Genomic DNA, 17,071 nt, shown 5'->3' on the forward strand with positions numbered 1-17,071 from the left:
GGCCGTGGGACCGGGCGCATCGCTTGAGCAGAGGTGGCGCTTACTCGGCGGCGTTCTTCACCGCGCCCTTGCCCATCGCCGAGACCAGGACCTGTCCCGATCCCGAGAAATTGGCGGCGGGCAGGTCGGCGACCCGGTTGCCGACCTTCACCAGCACCCGGTCGACCGCGCCCTGCGCATTGGTGCGGACCGACTGGACCGCGCCGATCGCACGCCCCTTGGCATCGGTCACCGCCATGCCGGGATTGACCGGGAAGCCGCCGCTGCGTGCCGCGCCGCTACCGGCCAGAGCGAGATTGCCCGACAACAGGCCGTTGCCGCCCGAGGCCGAACCCGATCCGGCCGCGCTGCCGCCGATAGTGCCGAGGTTCGATGCACGCTCCGTCAGGCCGGCGGCCGTGCCGCGCACCCGCTGCTCCACCGCGCCCGCTGTGCTGCGCGCGCCGTCGGCGACCCGGCCCACCGCATTCACCCCGCGACCGGCGGCGTCGCGAACCGCGTCGGTGCCGACCAACTGCGCATCGACCCCGCCGCCGACCGAGCCCGAGGCCGAGCCATTACCGCCACCCGAAGCGCCGCCGATCCGCGTGGCGTTATCGAGCGTCGATCCGCCCGAGGCATTGCCCGAGGCTGACACGCGGCCGCGACGGGTGTCGACGGCGCGATCGGCGCGGACCGAACCGCGCGCGCGGGTCGCGCCCTCGGTGGCGATCCGGCCCTGATCCAGCGTGCCGTTCAGCGTACCGCCCGCAGCCCCGCTTAGGGTGCCGGTCGCCCCGCCGAGCGCACCACCCAGGCCGCCGCCAAGCCCTCCGCTGCCCCCAAGCAGCTGTGCCGATACGGGGGCCGCGATCAGAGCCACGGCAAGCATCGCGGTGCTGGACAGAAGCGTCTTCATCGTCATTCTCCTTTTCTTCTGCGGAGACAACGGCGCGCCATCGGGGTTTAATCCCGGCGGCTGTCGAATTTATCGCGAAAATGTGCGGCAATCGCCGCAAACCATTCCACGACCAAAGAATTTATCTTGTCCGCGCGGCCCCAGATCCTCCGCCGAGGCGTCGACCCGCGCCAGCGCCGCCGCGATGGCGCCGGGATCGAGGCGCGGATAGAGTGCGGCGATCCGCCCGGCGACCAGCGGGGCGGCAAAGGAGGTTCCGCGCACCTTGAACCGCCGCCCGCCCACGCCCGTCGCCAGCATATCGGCCCCCGGCGCGGCATAATCGACATGGCTCGCCTGCCCCGCCTCGATCAGTCGCCGGTTCCGGCCATCGACGGCGGTGACCGCGATGACGCCCGGATAGGAGGCCGGATAGGCCGGGGGCGCGGCGGGGCCGTTGTTTCCGACCGCCGCGACGATCACCAGCCCGCGCGCCCGTGCCGCCGCGACCACCCGCGCCAGCAGCGGATTGGCGGGGCCGACCAGGCTGATCGTCGCGACCGACACCCCCTGCTGCACCATCCAGCCCAGCGCGCGGGCGATGGCGGTGGCGTTGCCGCCCGCCGGATCGGTGCCATAGACATCGGCCGAGGCGATCCGCGCCCCCGGCAGCGACCCGGTGATGCCATGCCCGCCCGCGATCAGCGAGGCGACCGCCGTGCCATGGTCGTTGGCGCGCGGCGCACCGGCCGCGAAACCCTGCGTCACCGCCGCGCCTTCCACCCCGCCATCGATCACGCCGACCAGCGTCCCCTGCCCGCCGCGCTGCGCCAGCGGCATCATCGCGAGGGCGCGGCCGCCACCGCTGGGCAGGTGGAGCTGGTCCGCGCTGACCTCTCCCCCCAGCGCGCGGAGTTCGTCCAGCGCGGCCTTCAGCGACCGCCCCGGCGGCAGCCGCAACCGCACGAAGCCGACGCCCAGCACATCCTCGCGCGCGATCACGCCATATCCCGACCGCGCCGCCGCGTTCAGCAGCGCCTCGCTGGGCGAATCGACCACCACCTCGCCCGCACGCGCCGGAAAGCCCTGCGGATCGAGCACGATCGCATCGGGGTGGTCGCGGACCAGCTGTGCGAACGCCGCCCGCCGCGCTGCGTCCAGCCGTGCCACCGTCGCGCGCGACACGCGGCCGACTTCGGACAGGATCGTATCGGGGCCGGGAATGTCGGGCAGGCCGCCGCCGATCCCCGGCATGGCGGGCAGCGAGGGCAGGCCCGGCAGCAGCTGTGCCGAGGCCGCCCCCCATGCCGTCATGCCCGCCACCAGCACCAGCCCCATCATCACCGGCCGCATCGTCACGCTCCCATCGCCGAAACCGGCCCCATTGCCAAAATCGCCACTGACATGGATTAAACGACGATCCTCACCCGTTTCATCCTGACAAACAAGGAATCAGGCTTGGCTGCGTTCGAACAGGAGTTGTTGGCCCTGCTGCCGCGTCTGCGGCGGTTCGCGCGATCGCTCACCCATGACGCGGCCGATGCCGACGATCTGGCACAGGTCACGATCGAGAAGGCGTTGCTCGCCCGCTCGTCCTGGCAGCCGGGAACGCGATTGGACAGTTGGATGTACCGCATCATGCGCAACGCCTGGATCGACACCGCCCGCGCCCGCCGTCGCGCGTCCGAGACCTTCATCGCGGAGGATGCCGGGATGGGCGTCGGCGCGCCGGGCGCCGCGGAGGCGCATGTCGCGCTGACCGAGGTGGAGGCGGCGATGCGCGCCCTGCCCGACGAACAGCGCGAGGCGGTGGCGCTCGTCCTGGTCGAAGGGCTGGCCTATAAGGAGGCGGCGGAGATACTCGATATTCCGATGGGCACCCTGACCTCGCGGCTGGTGCGTGGGCGACAGGCGCTGATGGCGCGGCTGGGAGAAGCGGCATGACGATCGAACCCGAAATGCTGATGGCCTATGCCGACGACGCGCTCGATCCGCTGACCGCCAAGCGCGTCGAGGCCGCCATCGCCGCCGATCCCGCGCTGGGCGAGGAGGTGGCGCGGCACCGGCGGCTCCGCGCGACGCTGTCGGGCGCCTATGCCCCGGTCGCCGACGAGCCCGTGCCCGACCGGCTGGCCGCGCTGCTGCGGTCCAATGTCGTCGCCCTGCCGACCCGCGCGCCCGCGCCGTCGCGCTGGGCCGGGGCCCCGTGGCGCTCGGTCGCGGCGATGGCGGCCTGTCTCGTGATCGGCGTCGTGCTGGGGCAGCGGGTGGACCAGGGGCCGGTTGCCGCGAATGCCGACGGGCTCTATGCCGCCGGGTCGCTGGCGAAGGCGCTCGACCGACAGCCCAGCGGGGCGGCGGGTGCGGTGCGGATCGCGGTCAGCTTCCGCAATCGGGACAATGGCTATTGCCGTGTCTTCCAGTCCGCCGCCGCCGACGGCATCGCCTGTCGCACCGATCGCGGCTGGGCGCTGGAGCGAACCATGCCGGGCAGCACGCCCGAGCGCGGCGGCGGCTATGCGCAGGCGGGCTCCTCCGACGCCGCGCTGATGGCGGCGGCGCAGGACATGATGGCCGACATGCCGCTCGACCGCGATGGCGAGCGGGCGGCGCTCGACCGGGGCTGGCGCACCCGATAGCCCCGGTTACGCCGATCGGGAAAACCCAGCGTTTCCCGATCGGTGCCCCAGCCCCCCGTGCAAGGCGGCCATGCCCGCGCTATCTTGGGGGCATGAAGAAGATCGGATTCCTGTCGTTCGGCCATTGGTCGCCCTCGCCCCAGTCGGCCACCCGCTCGGCGCAGGACGTGCTGCTCCAGTCGATCGACCTGGCGGTCGCCGCCGAGGAACTGGGCGCCGACGGCGCCTATTTCCGCGTGCACCATTTCGCGCAGCAGCTCGCCTCACCCTTCCCGCTCCTCGCGGCCGTCGGCGCGCGGACCTCGCGGATCGAGATCGGCACCGGCGTCATCGACATGCGCTACGAAAATCCCTTCTACATGGTCGAGGATGCGGGCGCGGCGGACCTGATCGGCAACGGCCGGTTGCAATTGGGCATCAGCCGGGGTTCGCCCGAACAGGTGATCGAGGGCTGGCGGCATTTCGGCTATGGCCCCGCCCAGGGCGAGAGCGATGCCGATCTCGGCCGTCGCCATGCCGAGGTCTTCCTGCACCTGCTGAAAGGCCAGGGTTTCGCCAAGCCCAATCCGCGCCCGATGTTCCCCAACCCGCCGGGCCTGTTGCGGCTGGAGCCGCATTCGCCGGGCCTGCGCGACCGGATCTGGTGGGGCTCGGCCTCCAACGCGACCGCGATCTGGGCGGCGCAGCGCGGCATGAACCTGCAAAGCTCGACCCTGAAGGCCGATGAGAGCGGCGAGCCCTTCCATGTCCAGCAGGCCAGGCAGATCCGCGCCTATCGCGAGGCCTGGGCGGCGGCGGGCCATGCCCGTCCCGCGCGCGTGTCGGTCTCGCGTTCGATCTTCGCGCTGACCACCGACCAGGACCGCGCCTATTTCGGCCGCGACGACAGCCAGGATCAGGTCGGCATCATCGACAATATGCGCGCCGTCTTCGGCCGATCCTATGCCGACGAGCCCGAACGGCTGATCGAACAGCTCCGCGCCGACGAAGCCATTGCCGAGGCGGACACGCTGCTGCTGACCGTGCCCAACCAGCTGGGCGTGGCGTATAACGCGCATGTGATCGAGAACATCCTGCGCCACATCGCGCCCGCGCTCGGCTGGCGCTGAGCCGCATCGGCGTCGGCGCGGCCCATGGCTGCGTCGGCGCTGGCGCGCGACGACTGGCCCCCGGCGGGGTGGCGATACCGGCGATGTGGGAAGAAATGGCGCGCCCGGAACGATTCGAACGTCCGACCCTCAGATTCGTAGTCTGATGCTCTATCCAGCTGAGCTACGGGCGCGCATAAGGCCGTGAAGACCTGTTATGTGATCCACTGGCGCGCCCGGAACGATTCGAACGTCCGACCCTCAGATTCGTAGTCTGATGCTCTATCCAGCTGAGCTACGGGCGCGCTGTGGAGGTGGGCTGATAGAAGCGGTTTCCGATCGTGGCAATATACAAAAAACAGTTATCCACATTTTCTTGCAATCGGGTCTGCTTTGCCGTGCCGGGCATTTTCCACCGGATGCTTCCACGGCTAGGATGGGCGACGATGACCCAGTTCCGCTTTCGCAAGACCGCCCGCCCCCTCCTCGCACTCGGCCTGATGTCCGCCGGTTTGTTGGGGGGATGTTCGCGCGACACCGGCGCCTATCCCTCGCTGGCGGTGCGGCCGGTCGAGAAGCGCGGCTTTGCCGAGCCCGAGGTGGAAACGCCCGAGGCCAGGCCCAACCCCGCGCTCGATGCGCAGATCGCACAGCTGGCCGGGCGGCTGGACGGCATCCAGGACGAATTCGCCAAGGCTTATGACCAGGCGCGGGCCAGCGCCGCCAAGGCGCGCGGGCAGACGGTGGGCAGCGATGCCTGGCTGACCGCGCAGACCGACCTTGCCGCACTCGACGAGATCCGGGCGCGCACCTCGGGCCTGCTGACCGAGATTGACGACCGGGCGATCGCGCGCGCGGCGGCGCTGGAGGCGGACTATCCCGCGCTCACCGCGCTCAGGACGCGCGCGGTCGAGGCGAACACGCGGCAGGGCGAACAGATCAAGGCCCTGTCGGCCAGCCTGCCCGCAGGCTGAACGTCGCTCAGAAGTTGCGGATGAAGGGCAGGACCGTCGAATAATCGTCGGTCCAGGCGGCCAGCCCCCTGGGCGCGGCGACCCGGCGCCAGTCGCCCCCCTGCGCCGCCAGCCGGGCCAGCATGTCCGCATCGCGGGACAGCGCCAGCCAGACCGATCCGGTCGCCTCCGCCTCTCGGTCCAGGTCGGTGGGCGCATAGGCCAGCTTGCGCACCGCCCATCCGCCATCGCGCGCCGCCGCCGCGACCAGCGGCTCCAGATCGACGAAGCGGTTGGAGATATGGATCAGCAGCAGCCCCCGGCGGGACAGCACCCGGGCATAGGTCGCAAAGGCCTCGCGCGTCAGCAGATGCGCGGGCACCGCGTCGGATGAAAAGGCGTCGAGCGCCAGCAGATCGAGGCTGTCCGGGGCCTCCGCCGCCAGCCGGATCCGCGCATCGCCGATGCGGATCACCGGATCGGGCTGGCACCGCCGCAGATAGGTGAACTGGCCGGTGTCGCGCGCGATGCGGACGATGACCGGATCAATCTCGTAGAAGCGCCAATGCTGCCCCGGCCGGGCATAGCAGGCCAGCGTCCCCGTCCCCAATCCGACGACCCCGATCCGCGCGCCCGGACCGTAAAGCGAGGGCGCCGCGCGCATCGCGCGGCCAACCCCGGAATAGGGGGCGTAATAGGTGGTCGGCGTCCGCTCCCGCTCCGCCGAGCCGCGCAGCTGGATGCCATGCACGGTCGCCCCATGGTCCAGCTCGCGATAGCCCGGCCCGTTGCGAACCGTATAGACGCCGAAATAGCTGCGCATCCGCGCGTCGCGCTCCATCGACAGGGACAGCGCGCGATAGCCGCCGAACAGCACCAGCGCCCCCGCCAGCAGCAGGACGAACCCCGTCCGCGCGCCGATCGTCAGGAAGCCCAGCGCCGCGATGACCAGGAACGCCAGGCCCTGCCGCTCCTCGCCGAACCAGGCCGAAGAACCGACCAGCCGCAGGTCGAGCAGCACGCCCACCACGATCGCCAGCGCGACCAGCATGGTCCGGCGATGCCGCCGCCACAGGTCTCGCAAGGAGGCGGTCATGAACTGCTGCGGGATCAGCATCCCCGCCGCCAGGATCAGCAGCGGATACTCATAGGTCCAGTCGAACAGCACCGGCGCCAGGAGACCCGTGAACACGCCGCCCAGCGCCCCGCCGACCGCCATCCACAGATAGAAGCCCGTCAGCCGGTCGACCGCGGGTCGCGCCCGGTACAGCGCGGTGTGCAGCGCGACCGACACCATGAACAACAGCATCAGCGCGACGACGACGTTGAAATAGGGCCGCTGCGGATAGCCGCCCATGATGACCCCGCCGAACAGCAGCAGCGTGACCGGCGCGATCCGGGTCAGCATGTCCGCGACTCCGCGCCGCGCGGCAAAGGCGATGATGAAGCTCAACAGATAGAGCCCCAGCGGCAACACCCATAAAAGCGGCATCGCGACGATGTCGGTGGTGATATAGGTCGAGGTCGCCAGCACCAGCCCCGACGGGACCGCCGCCAGTGCGGTCCACAGCGCGCGCCGCCGCCATCCGGGTGCGGGCGTCGGCGTGGGGATGCCCTCGGCCTTCTGCCCGGTCGCGGGCAGTCGCACCGCGCAGGCCAGCACCAGGCAGGCGAGCAGCCCATAGCCGATGCTCCACATCAGGCTCTGCCCCCGCAGCGCCATGGCGGGCTCGACCAGCAGCGGATAGGCGATCAGCCCCGCAAAGCTCCCCAGATTGGAGGCCGCGTAGAGCACATAAGGGTCACGCCCCGGCGCGGCGAGCGCGAACCAGCGCTGGATCAGCGGCGCCTGCGCGGACACCGCGAAGAACAGCGGCCCGATCGACAGGCCCAGCAGCCAGGGCACCCACAAGGTCGGCTCGGCATTGGCGGGCAGGTCGACCGCGATCAGCCCGATCGGCAGCCACAAGGCCGCCGCCGCCAGCACCCCGACATGAACCGCCGCCTGCACCCGCGGCCGCCATCGGCCCAGCGCATGGGCATAGGCATAGCCGCCGAGCAGCAGCGCCTGATAGACCAGCATCGCTGAGTTCCAGACGGCGGGCGCGCCGCCCAGCCGGGGCAGCGCCATGCGCGCGACCATCGGCTGGACCAGGAACAGCAGGAACGATCCCGTCAGGATCGTCGCCACGAACAGCGCGCGCACCAGTAGCGCGGGCAAGCGGCCGGACCGGGAAATGGCGATGGTCCGGCTCAGCCGTTCAGCAGCCGGGCGGCATGGGCGGCATGATAGGTCAGCACGCCCGAACATCCGGCGCGCTTGAACGCCATCAGCGTCTCCAGCACCATCGCATCGCGGTCCGCCGCGCCCGCCGCCACCGCCGTCTCGATCATCGCATATTCGCCCGACACCTGATAGGCGAAGGTCGGCACGCGGAATTCGTCCTTCACGCGGCGGATGATGTCCAGATAGGGCAGGCCCGGCTTGACCATCACGCTGTCCGCGCCCTCGGCCAGATCGAGCGCGACCTCGCGCAGCGCCTCCTCGGCATTGGCGGAGTCCATCTGATAGGTGCGCTTGTCGCCCTTCAGCAGCCCGCGCGTGTTCACCGCGTCACGGAACGGGCCGTAAAAGGCGCTGGCATATTTGGCGGCATAGGCCATGATCTGGACGTTTACGAAGCCCTCGGCCTCCAGCGCCGCGCGGATCAGCCCGATGCGGCCGTCCATCATGTCCGACGGCGCGATCACGTCCGAGCCCGCGCGCGCCTGGGTCAGCGCCTGCTGGACCAATGCGTCGGCGGTGCGGTCGTTGACGACATAGCCCGCCGCATCGACCAGCCCGTCATGGCCATGCGTCGTATAGGGATCGAGCGCGACGTCGGTCAGCACGCCGATGTCCGGCACCGCATCCTTGATCGCCGCGATCGCGCGGCACATCAGATTGTCGGGGTTCAGCGCCTCGCGCCCGTCATCGGTGCGCAGGTGCGAGGGGGTGTTGGGGAACAGCGCCAGGCAGGGAATGCCCAGGTCCGCCGCCTCGCGCGCCCGCGCCACGATGCCGTCGAGCGACCAGCGCGACACGCCGGGCAGGCTGGCGATCGGTTCCTCCACCCCCTGCCCCTCGGTCACGAACAGCGGCCAGATCAGATCGGCCGGGGTCAGCACCGTTTCGGCGTGAAGCCGCCGGCTCCACTGGGAAGCTCGGGTGCGGCGAAGGCGAAGCGCAGGGTATGATGCCGTCATGATTGTCCGCATTTGGGGGATCGGACCGCGCTTGCCAAGCGTTGCATGCAAGCGTTCCGGGGGCGAAAGGAAATCCGTCTTGAGAGAGATACGATCGGCGGCGATGGTGGTGAACGCCAAGTCGCGGCGCGGACAGGCACTGTTCGAGCGGGCCTGTAAGGCCATGTCGGGCCTGCCCTATCCGGTCGATGCGCGCGCGGTCGAGGATCCGGAGGATCTGGAGCCCACCGTCCGCGAACTGCTGGCGGCCAAGCCCGACCTGCTGATCCTGGGCGGCGGCGACGGCACGATCAGCGGGCTGGTCGACCTGATGGTCGGGCATGACGTGATGCTGGGCGTGCTGCCGCTGGGCACCGCGAACAGCTTCGCGCGCTCGCTGGACATTCCGCTCGATATCGAGGGGGCAGTGGAGGTGATCCGGACCGGCCAGCCCCGCCGGATCGACCTGGGCATGATCGACAACGACTATTACGCCAATTGCGCCGCGATGGGGATGAGCCCCAAGATCGCCGAGACGGTGCCGCACAAGCTCAAGAAAGTGGCGGGGCGGCTGGGCTATTTGGGCTGGGCGGCCTATCAGTTCCTGCGCTTCCGCCCCTTCACCCTGATCGTCGAACAGAACGGGACTCGCGAAAGGCTGCGCGTGGTCGAGGTCCGCATCTCCAACGGGCCCTATCATGGCGGCACCGAGCTGGTGGAGTCGGCGTCGGTCGATTCGGGCGAGATCGTGGTCCAGGCGGTGTGCGGCCATGTGAAGCGGCGCCTGATCGTCAACTGGGCGGCCAGCATCCTGCGCAGCGACTATCGCAAGGAAAAGGTGCGCGAGTTCCGGGGCCGCGCGATCCGGATCAACACCATCCCGCCGCTACCCATCTCGATCGATGGCGAGGTGCTGGCGCACACGCCCGTCACGGCCAGGATCGCGCCGGGGATCATCGAGGTGATGGCCCCGGCCTGATCGTCAGCCGACCGGCATCGCCTTGTTGGTCGGCTGCCCCTCGGCCAGGGCCTGTTCCTCGCATTCCTGCGGGGTGGTCGCCTGGGCCAGCCTGCCCTTGCGCCAGCCGCCATGCCGGTAATAGGCGATCGTCATCAGCATCGAGGCGAGCGAGCCCGCCGGGAAGCTCCACCAGATCGCATCCGCGCCCAGCATCGGCGCGAAGGCATTGGCCAGGCCGAAGCGGACCGGGAACATCGAAATGGCCAGGATGACCAGCGGCCCGACGACCGCCCCGTTGGCGCGCACCGTCGCCGCCAGGACCATCGAGACGCCGAACAGGATGAAGCTCCACCCGCCGATCAGGTTGATCCGCGCGGCGATGGCGATCGCGCCGGGCTCGCTGCCCAGGAACAGCCACAGGACATGCCGGTCGAGCAGGGTGACCAGCACCACCAGCGCCCCGGTCAGCAGCAGGTTCATGCGCAGGCCCGCCTGGGTGATCCGGCCCACCCGGTCCCATTGCCCCGCACCGATATTCTGCGCCGCCATGGCGCTGACCGCCGCGCCCACCGCCATGGCGGGCATCTGGATATAGGTCCAGAGCTGGTTCGCCGCGCCATAGGCCGCCGTGGTCGCGGTGCCGTGCCGGTTGACCAGCCCCATCATCGCCAGCGCGGAGGTGGAGACGACCAGCATCTGGAGCCCCATCGGGAAGCCCTTGACCAGGATCGTCTTCAGCAATGCGGGCGTGGGGATCAGATAGCGCCACTCTGCCCCGCGCAGCCGGATGACCAGGTCCTTGGCATAGAGATAGGCGACCAGGGCCAGCAGCGAGCCGCCATTGGCGATCAGCGTGGCGACCGCCGACCCCTCGATCCCCAGCGCCGGGGCGGGCCCCAGCCCCAGGATGAAGACCGGGTTCAGCACGACATCGAGCACCGAACCCAGCGCCATGAACTTGAGCGGGGTGATCGAATCCCCCACCCCGCGCAGCGCCATGGTCAGCAGCACGCTGATGAACCCCGGCGGCATCGCGACGAAGATCACCCGCAGATAGGCGAGCGCGAGCGGATAGACCTCCGCCGGGGTCGCCAACGCGCGCAGGATGGCGGGCGCCGCCCACCAGCCGATCCCGACCGTCAGGGTCGAGATGACCGCGAACAGCCCCAGCGCCGATCCCAGCACCCGGCGCACCGCATCGATATCGCGGCGCCCCATATTCTGGCCGATCAGGATGGTCGCCGCCATGCCGAAGCCGAAGGTCGCCGCGACCAGCAGGAACATGATGATATTGGCGTTCGTGGTCGCGGCCAGCGCGCGCTCGCCCAGAAACTGGCCGATCCAGATCGCGTTGATCGAGCCGTTGAGCGATTGCAGGATGCTCGATCCCAGCGTCGGCAGCGCGAACAGCAACAGGGTGCGGCCGATCGGCCCGGCGGTCAGGTCCCGGCGTCCGTTGGGCGCAGTCACGGCGTCTTGCCTCCGGCGTTGATTTCCTCGTCCACGAACCGCGCCATCGCCGCATATTGAAAGCCGGGCCTCTGGTTGCCCTGCCCCGCATATAGCCCGCGCAGATAGCCCCAGTCGAACGGGGTCAGCCCTTCCGGCGCCGCCTGCTCGTCGAATAGGGTCAGGATCGTCGAGATCCCCTCGGTCCTGCGCGGCCGGACGACCGCCAGCGCGCGCATCGTGGCATAATCGGCGATCTGGTGGATCGTCTTGCCGTTCACCGCGTCCCGATCGATCATCACCACCGCCGCCGCGATATGCGATTTGGTGGGCAGGGTGATCCGGCTGGCGCTGGGGATGTTGAGGGTCGGAATATTGTTGGCGCCGGGGACCAGCTGGTCGCCGTCGCGGCTGGTGATCGCGGTCATGTGCCAAGCATGGACCGGGCCCTTGTCCTTCGCCATCGCCCGGACATCGGCGAAGGGGAGGTCACCGAAGATGCCGGGCCGGTGATCGATCAGCCATGCGACCTGCTGCGCGCCATTGTCGACGAACAGGATCAGGACATTGGGGCGGCATTTGTCGCCGCCCAGCCGAATGCCCAGCCGCTCGGCATGGCCCAATATGCGGTCGGCGACCGGCAGCGCGGCCTTGGCCGCCAGGCCGGAGCTGGCGATGCACAGGGGTTCGGTCAGCCGCGACAGCGGCGCGTCGCCATCGGGATAGCCCGAAATCGCGCCGAACCAGCGTAACGTCTCCCGCCGGGGCGGCAGCGGCCGGGCGGTCACCACGACCGGATCGGCGGGCAATGCGCCGGTCTGCGCCTCCAGCGGCAGGGCGATCGACGCCCCGCCCAGGGAAGCAAGCCATGCCAACGACGTAACAACCGTTCCTCGCATCGACCTGCCCCCCCTTTGGCTACGTTCAACCGGCCAGTGCGTCCCGTACCGCCTGAACCGCCTCGGCGCCCTTGGTGCCGTCCGGCCCGCCGCCCTGCGCCATGTCGGGACGGCCGCCGCCGCCCTGCCCGCCCAGCGCCGCCACCGCCTTGCGCAGCAGCTCGACCGCATTGTGCCGGGCCGTCAGGTCGTCGGTGACGCCCACCGCGACCGAGGCGCGGCCGTCATTGATCGCGACCATCACCGCGACGCCCGATCCGCCCAGCCGCTGCTTGGCGTCGTCCACCGCGCCGCGCAGCCCCTTGGCCTCGAACCCGTCGAGCACCTGGCCGATGAACGCGACATCGCCGATCTGCTCGGGTCCGGCGGCAGCCCCTCCGGCCCCGCCGCCCATCGCCAGCGCCTTCTTGGCCTCGGCCAGTTCGCGCTCCAGGCGACGGCGATCCTCGACCAAAGCCGCGATGCGCGCGGGCACCTCGTCGGGCGTGGTCTTCAGCGTCGCGGCGGCAGCCTTGAGCATATCGTCGCGGTGGCCGAGATAGGCCCGCGCGCCCTCGCCGGTCAGCGCCTCGACCCGGCGCACGCCGCTCGACACCGCGCCTTCGGACACGATCTTGAACACGCCGATCTCGCCCAGCGCGTTCACATGCGTGCCGCCGCAGAGTTCGAGGCTGTAGGTGCCGTCGGCATCCTCGCCCATCGACACGACGCGCACCTCGTCGCCGTACTTCTCGCCGAACAGCGCCATCGCGCCCATTTCGATCGCTTCGTCGGGCGTCATCAGCCGGGTGACGACGGGGCCGTTGCCGCGCACCTGCTCGTTCACGCGTGCCTCGACCTCGGCAATGTCGTCCGCGGTCATGCCGACCGGCTGCGAAAAGTCGAAGCGCAGGCGTTCCGGCGCGACCATCGAGCCCTTCTGCGCGACATGCGTGCCCAGCCGCTGGCGAAGCGCCTCGTGCAGCAGATGCGTCGCCGAGTGGTTGGCGCGGATCGCGGCGCGGCGGGTGGTGTCGATCGCCAGCTTCACGCTGTCGCCCACCTTGATCCCGCCTTCCTGGATTTCGGCATTGTGGACGAAGACGCGGCCGAGCTGCTTGGACGTGTCGGTGACGACCGCCTTTAGCCCGGCATCGCTGGAGATGGTGCCGGTATCGCCGACCTGGCCGCCGCTCTCGCCATAGAAAGGCGTCTGGTTGACGATGATCGCGACGCTCTCGCCCGCCGCCGCGCTGTCGACCCGCGCGCCGTCCTTGACCAGCGCCAGCACCTCGCCCTCGCCAGTGTCGGAGGCATAGCCGAGGAACTCGGTCGAGCCCGTCTCTTCGGCGATGTCGAACCAGACATCGTCCGACGCCTTCGCACCCGAGCCCTTCCAGGCAGCGCGCGCGGCGCGCTTCTGCTCGGCCATGGCGGCGTCGAAGCCCGCCCGGTCGACCGACAGGTTCTGCGCCCGCAGCGCGTCCTCGGTCAGGTCATAGGGGAAGCCATAGGTATCATAGAGCTTGAACGCCGTCTCACCCGCCAGCGTCGCGCCGGGGGCCATGCCCGCCGTCGCCTCGTCGAGCAGCTTGAGGCCCTTGTCCAGCGTCTGGCGGAAGCGGGTTTCCTCCTGGCGGAGCGTCGCCTCGATCAGCGGCTGCGCGCGGACCAGCTCGGGATAGGCCGCGCCCATCTCCGACACCAGCGCCGGGACCAGCCGGTGCATCAACGGCTCCTTGGCGCCCAGCAGATGCGCGTGCCGCATCGCGCGGCGCATGATGCGGCGCAGGACATAGCCGCGCCCCTCATTGGCGGGCAGCACCCCGTCGGCGACCAGGAACCCGGCCGAGCGCAGATGGTCGGCGATCACGCGGTGCGACGCCTTCTGTCCGTCCTCGGCCTTGGTGTGGGTCAGTTCGCACGACGCGGCGATCAGTGCCTTGAAGGTGTCGGTGTCGTAATTGTCGTGGACGCCCTGAAGCACGGCCGCGATCCGCTCCAGCCCCATGCCGGTGTCGATCGACTTCTTGGGCAGCTCGCCGACGATCTCATTGGCTTCCTGCTCGAACTGCATGAAGACCAGATTCCAGATCTCGACGAATCGGTCGCCATCCTCTTCCGGGCTGCCGGGAGGGCCGCCATAGATATGGTCGCCGTGGTCGTAGAAGATTTCCGAGCACGGACCGCACGGCCCATTCTCGCCCATCGCCCAGAAATTGTCCTTGGTCGGGATGCGGATGATCTTGTGATCGGGGAGACCCGCGATCTTCTTCCACAGGTCGAACGCCTCGTCATCGGTGTGATAGACGGTGGCGGTCAGCTTTTCGGCCGGAATGCCCCAGACCTTGGTCAACAGGGTCCAGGCATGGGTGATCGCCTGTTCCTTGAAATAGTCGCCGAACGAAAAATTGCCCAGCATTTCAAAGAAGGTGTGATGCCGCGCGGTATAGCCGACATTGTCCAGATCGTTATGCTTGCCCCCGGCGCGCACGCATTTCTGCGAGCTGGTCGCGGTCGAATAGGGGCGCGATTCCAGGCCGGTGAACACGTTCTTGAACGGCACCATGCCCGCATTCACGAACATCAGCGTCGGGTCGTTCTGCGGCACGAGCGGCGCGGAAGGCACGATCTGGTGCCCTTCGCTTCCGAAATAGTCGAGAAAGCCGCGGCGGATGTCGTTGGTCGAGGTCATGCACGCGACTTAGGCGAGGTTTCGCGCGCGCTCAAGCGCCCGCGCGTCAGGGGCGTTCCATCGCATCGGCCCGGACCGCCGGACGACGCCACCACAGATACCAGATCATAGCGAAACCCAGCATATCGCCGATCAGCCGCCCGACCGGATGCCCCGCCATATCCGCCGCATCCTCGAACCGCCCCAGCGTCAGGCCCAGGACGAACAGAAAGGCGGACAATTGCGGATCGGCCACATCGAACACCCGGCCGAGCAGCCAATGGGCAAAGGCGCAGAAAATGGCGGTGCCCAGAAGGCCGTTGGCGAACCCGACCAGCAATGCGACGATCACATCGGCGCTCATCATGCCCTCCCTTCGCCATCCGTGCTCCAGGACAGGCCGCCGGGCAAGCTCTCCGCAGACAGATCGATCTGCAACACCCGTCGACGTCGTCCCGGTGCCGACCGCGCGGAGGCGTGAAGGATCGGCGTCCGGTACAGCCACACCGAGCCTGCCCCGGCCAGACAGGCATCGTCACCCAGTCGGTCGACCACGCCGGATATGGCATCCTCCGCGATCAGGCCCAGCCGGTGGGACCCCGGCGCGACCAGCAACGGCGCATTGTCCGCATCGACCGGATCGAGATGAAGGCGCACCGTCACCATCCGCTCCAACAGCGACACCGGCGGCGCGACATGGACCCGGCCCTGCTTGACCGTCCACGGACCGAAGCCCGCGACCTCTCGCCGCTCCAACACTTCGATCGTGCGATCCTGATGCCAGCCGAGCGCCCAGTTCCCGCCGTCCTGCTTGTCGAACAGGATCGCGCGAACCGGTCGCGCGCCCTGGCCGATCACCGGCACCATGGCGGCACAGAGCCGCCGAACACCCCCGAGACGCGCGACCCGCGCGGGATCGATCCGCTGTCCCGGGCGCCCCTCGGGCCAGTCACCGAAAAGCCGGGCCAGTTCGGCAAGCTCGCCCCGATCCAGTCGCGACGGCCAAAGGGCATAGCCGCGCGCGTCCAGTTCGGCGATCATCCGATCGGCGTATCGAGCGAGGTGGGCGGCGTCGAGAACCAGACCGGCCCGCTCTCCGTCATGTGGAAGCAATCCTCGATCCGGATGCCGAACTTGCCGGGCAGATACAGGCCGGGTTCGTTGGAAAAGCACATGCCGGGCGCCAGCGGCGTCGCCTCGCCATGCACGAGATTGACCGGCTCATGCCCATCCATGCCGATGCCGTGCCCGGTCCGGTGCGACAGGCCGGGCAGGCGATAGCCGGGGCCGAAGCCCTGCCCCTCGTAGAACCGCCGCACCGCGTCGTCGATGCTGCCCGCCGGGGCGCCGATCCGCGCCGCCGCCCGCGCCACCTGCTGCCCCCTGGCGACCAGATCCCAGACCTTGCGCTGCTCGGCGGTCGCCGCGCCATGGACCCAGCTTCGCGAGACATCGGACTGATAGCCCTGCACCGTGCAGCCGCAGTCCATCAGCACGACCTGTCCCTGCGCCACCCGGTGCACCTGGCGGCTGCCATGCGGATAGGCGGACGCTTCGCCGATCAACGCCATGCTGAACTCCGGACTGCCGCCCAGCTTGCGCGTCGCGGCGCTCATCAGCGCGCCGATCTCCGCGCCGGTCATCCCCGCCTCGACGCGCGGGTGGAGCCAGCGATAGGCCGCCATCGTCACATCGGTCGCGAGTTGCATCAGCGCGATCTCGGCGGGGGCCTTGATCATCCGGCACCCGCGCACGACCGGATTGGCCGAGACGAGCCGCGCGCTCGGCAACACCTGTCGCAACCCGTCAAAGGCGAAGAAGCGCGCCGTCTCCTCGATCCCCACCGGACGGCCCGCCAGCTTGCGGTCGCGCAGGAAGCCCGCGACGATGGCGAGCGGGTTCTGGTCCTCCTGCCACACCCGTATCTCGGCGGGCACCGCCAGCGTCTCGCGGACCGAGGGTTCCTCGAAGAACGGGGTGACGATGCACGGCTCGCCCTCGACCGGCAGGATCGCCGCGGTCAGCCGCTCGCTGCGCCACCATTGGACGCCGGTGAAATAGACCATGGTCGATCCCGGCTCGATCAGGATCGCGCCGATACCGTTCGCCTTCATCAGCGCCTGCGCGCGGGACAGCCGCCGGGCCCGCTCCTGCGCGCCGATCGGCACCGCACCGCCGGTCATGTCGGACAGCCCCGCCAGATCGGGTTCGGCCGCCCGCAACAGGCCGGGGCGGACGAGGAGCGGCAGGGCGGCGGCGGCGAGCACGGCGCGGCGGGACATCGGAGTCTGCATGACCGCGACGATAGAATTCTTGACCTGAGCGCC

General features: G+C 69.5%; 15 protein-coding genes and 2 tRNA genes. 5 read left to right on the forward strand and 12 right to left on the reverse strand.

From position 1 onward, the window contains the following. Nucleotides 1-40 precede the first annotated feature (40 nt). Both ACFX59_RS08220 and ACFX59_RS08225 read right to left on the reverse strand, forming a co-directional pair. Nucleotides 41-898, reverse strand: a complete 858-nt coding sequence (locus ACFX59_RS08220) for a hypothetical protein (RefSeq protein ID WP_387431393.1) — start codon at nucleotides 896-898, stop codon at nucleotides 41-43. A gap of 69 nt (nucleotides 899-967) precedes the next feature. Next, nucleotides 968-2,230 (reverse strand): S8 family serine peptidase, encoded by a 1,263-nt coding sequence (locus tag ACFX59_RS08225; RefSeq protein WP_387431395.1) that lies wholly within the window; start codon nucleotides 2,228-2,230, stop codon nucleotides 968-970. A gap of 105 nt (nucleotides 2,231-2,335) precedes the next feature. Between ACFX59_RS08225 and ACFX59_RS08230 the strand changes: the two genes are divergently transcribed. The 3 genes from ACFX59_RS08230 to ACFX59_RS08240 all read left to right on the forward strand — a co-directional run bounded on the left by ACFX59_RS08230 (nucleotide 2,336) and on the right by ACFX59_RS08240 (nucleotide 4,625). Beyond that, nucleotides 2,336-2,821: a sigma-70 family RNA polymerase sigma factor gene (locus ACFX59_RS08230; protein ID WP_309702098.1), complete on the forward strand. Its 486-nt coding sequence runs from the start codon at nucleotides 2,336-2,338 to the stop codon at nucleotides 2,819-2,821. Further along, complete coding sequence (locus tag ACFX59_RS08235) at nucleotides 2,818-3,516, forward strand: anti-sigma factor family protein (protein ID WP_387431397.1); 699 nt, start codon at nucleotides 2,818-2,820, stop codon at nucleotides 3,514-3,516. Before ACFX59_RS08230 ends, ACFX59_RS08235 begins: the two co-directional genes overlap by 4 nt. A gap of 92 nt (nucleotides 3,517-3,608) precedes the next feature. After that, nucleotides 3,609-4,625, forward strand: coding sequence for an LLM class flavin-dependent oxidoreductase (locus ACFX59_RS08240; RefSeq protein WP_309702094.1), 1,017 nt, complete (start codon nucleotides 3,609-3,611; stop codon nucleotides 4,623-4,625). 96 nt (nucleotides 4,626-4,721) lie between these two features. Here the strand turns inward: ACFX59_RS08240 and ACFX59_RS08245 are convergent. Both ACFX59_RS08245 and ACFX59_RS08250 read right to left on the reverse strand, forming a co-directional pair. After that, nucleotides 4,722-4,798, reverse strand: a tRNA-Arg gene (locus ACFX59_RS08245). A gap of 34 nt (nucleotides 4,799-4,832) precedes the next feature. Then, nucleotides 4,833-4,909, reverse strand: a tRNA-Arg gene (locus ACFX59_RS08250). A gap of 141 nt (nucleotides 4,910-5,050) precedes the next feature. Between ACFX59_RS08250 and ACFX59_RS08255 the strand changes: the two genes are divergently transcribed. Beyond that, on the forward strand, nucleotides 5,051-5,578 hold the full coding sequence (locus ACFX59_RS08255) for a hypothetical protein (RefSeq protein ID WP_387431400.1): 528 nt from the start codon (nucleotides 5,051-5,053) through the stop codon (nucleotides 5,576-5,578). A gap of 7 nt (nucleotides 5,579-5,585) precedes the next feature. On the opposite strand, the gene ACFX59_RS08260 is transcribed toward ACFX59_RS08255, so the two are convergent. Both ACFX59_RS08260 and hemB read right to left on the reverse strand, forming a co-directional pair. Beyond that, entirely contained in the window at nucleotides 5,586-7,778 is a 2,193-nt protein-coding gene (locus tag ACFX59_RS08260) for a hypothetical protein (RefSeq protein WP_387431403.1), read from the reverse strand. 32 nt (nucleotides 7,779-7,810) lie between these two features. Further along, nucleotides 7,811-8,803 (reverse strand): porphobilinogen synthase, encoded by a 993-nt coding sequence (gene hemB, locus ACFX59_RS08265; RefSeq protein WP_307099433.1) that lies wholly within the window; start codon nucleotides 8,801-8,803, stop codon nucleotides 7,811-7,813. Nucleotides 8,804-8,906: 103 nt separating this feature from the next. Between hemB and ACFX59_RS08270 the strand changes: the two genes are divergently transcribed. Beyond that, the gene (locus tag ACFX59_RS08270) at nucleotides 8,907-9,761 is read left to right on the forward strand and encodes a diacylglycerol/lipid kinase family protein (protein ID WP_387431610.1); all 855 of its coding nucleotides are present in this window, start codon (nucleotides 8,907-8,909) and stop codon (nucleotides 9,759-9,761) included. Nucleotides 9,762-9,764: 3 nt separating this feature from the next. On the opposite strand, the gene ACFX59_RS08275 is transcribed toward ACFX59_RS08270, so the two are convergent. From ACFX59_RS08275 to ACFX59_RS08300, 6 genes are read right to left on the reverse strand one after another with little or no spacing between them, the layout of a single operon-like run. Then, the gene (locus ACFX59_RS08275) at nucleotides 9,765-11,213 is read right to left on the reverse strand and encodes an MATE family efflux transporter (RefSeq protein WP_387431405.1); all 1,449 of its coding nucleotides are present in this window, start codon (nucleotides 11,211-11,213) and stop codon (nucleotides 9,765-9,767) included. After that, the gene (locus ACFX59_RS08280; RefSeq protein ID WP_387431408.1) at nucleotides 11,210-12,067 is read right to left on the reverse strand and encodes a hypothetical protein; all 858 of its coding nucleotides are present in this window, start codon (nucleotides 12,065-12,067) and stop codon (nucleotides 11,210-11,212) included. The genes ACFX59_RS08275 and ACFX59_RS08280 overlap by 4 nt, the downstream gene beginning before the upstream one ends. Before the next feature lie 49 nt (nucleotides 12,068-12,116). Then, nucleotides 12,117-14,765: an alanine--tRNA ligase gene (alaS, locus tag ACFX59_RS08285; RefSeq protein WP_387431410.1), complete on the reverse strand. Its 2,649-nt coding sequence runs from the start codon at nucleotides 14,763-14,765 to the stop codon at nucleotides 12,117-12,119. A 46-nt stretch (nucleotides 14,766-14,811) separates the two neighbouring features. After that, on the reverse strand, nucleotides 14,812-15,108 hold the full coding sequence (locus ACFX59_RS08290) for a hypothetical protein (protein ID WP_387431412.1): 297 nt from the start codon (nucleotides 15,106-15,108) through the stop codon (nucleotides 14,812-14,814). After that, nucleotides 15,108-15,785 carry a phytanoyl-CoA dioxygenase family protein gene (locus ACFX59_RS08295; protein ID WP_387431414.1) on the reverse strand — a complete coding sequence of 226 codons (678 nt, stop codon included), beginning with the start codon at nucleotides 15,783-15,785 and terminating at the stop codon, nucleotides 15,108-15,110. Before ACFX59_RS08295 ends, ACFX59_RS08290 begins: the two co-directional genes overlap by 1 nt. Continuing rightward, complete coding sequence (locus ACFX59_RS08300) at nucleotides 15,782-17,026, reverse strand: M24 family metallopeptidase (RefSeq protein WP_387431416.1); 1,245 nt, start codon at nucleotides 17,024-17,026, stop codon at nucleotides 15,782-15,784. The genes ACFX59_RS08295 and ACFX59_RS08300 overlap by 4 nt, the downstream gene beginning before the upstream one ends. Nucleotides 17,027-17,071: the final 45 nt, after the last annotated feature.

Source organism: Sphingomonas sp. NCPPB 2930 (genome assembly GCF_042867205.1).
In the GTDB taxonomy this organism is placed as follows: domain Bacteria; phylum Pseudomonadota; class Alphaproteobacteria; order Sphingomonadales; family Sphingomonadaceae; genus Sphingomonas.

Coding starts and splice junctions, on each gene's coding strand:
- ACFX59_RS08270 (WP_387431610.1), top strand. CDS start 8,907: ATGGTGGTGAACGCCAAGTCGCGGCGCGGACAGGCACTGTTCGAGCGG.
- alaS (WP_387431410.1), bottom strand. CDS start 14,765: ATGACCTCGACCAACGACATCCGCCGCGGCTTTCTCGACTATTTCGGA.
- ACFX59_RS08240 (WP_309702094.1), top strand. CDS start 3,609: ATGAAGAAGATCGGATTCCTGTCGTTCGGCCATTGGTCGCCCTCGCCC.
- hemB (WP_307099433.1), bottom strand. CDS start 8,803: ATGACGGCATCATACCCTGCGCTTCGCCTTCGCCGCACCCGAGCTTCC.
- ACFX59_RS08235 (WP_387431397.1), top strand. CDS start 2,818: ATGACGATCGAACCCGAAATGCTGATGGCCTATGCCGACGACGCGCTC.
- ACFX59_RS08300 (WP_387431416.1), bottom strand. CDS start 17,026: ATGTCCCGCCGCGCCGTGCTCGCCGCCGCCGCCCTGCCGCTCCTCGTC.
- ACFX59_RS08225 (WP_387431395.1), bottom strand. CDS start 2,230: ATGCGGCCGGTGATGATGGGGCTGGTGCTGGTGGCGGGCATGACGGCA.
- ACFX59_RS08295 (WP_387431414.1), bottom strand. CDS start 15,785: ATGATCGCCGAACTGGACGCGCGCGGCTATGCCCTTTGGCCGTCGCGA.
- ACFX59_RS08255 (WP_387431400.1), top strand. CDS start 5,051: ATGACCCAGTTCCGCTTTCGCAAGACCGCCCGCCCCCTCCTCGCACTC.
- ACFX59_RS08290 (WP_387431412.1), bottom strand. CDS start 15,108: ATGAGCGCCGATGTGATCGTCGCATTGCTGGTCGGGTTCGCCAACGGC.
- ACFX59_RS08220 (WP_387431393.1), bottom strand. CDS start 898: ATGAAGACGCTTCTGTCCAGCACCGCGATGCTTGCCGTGGCTCTGATC.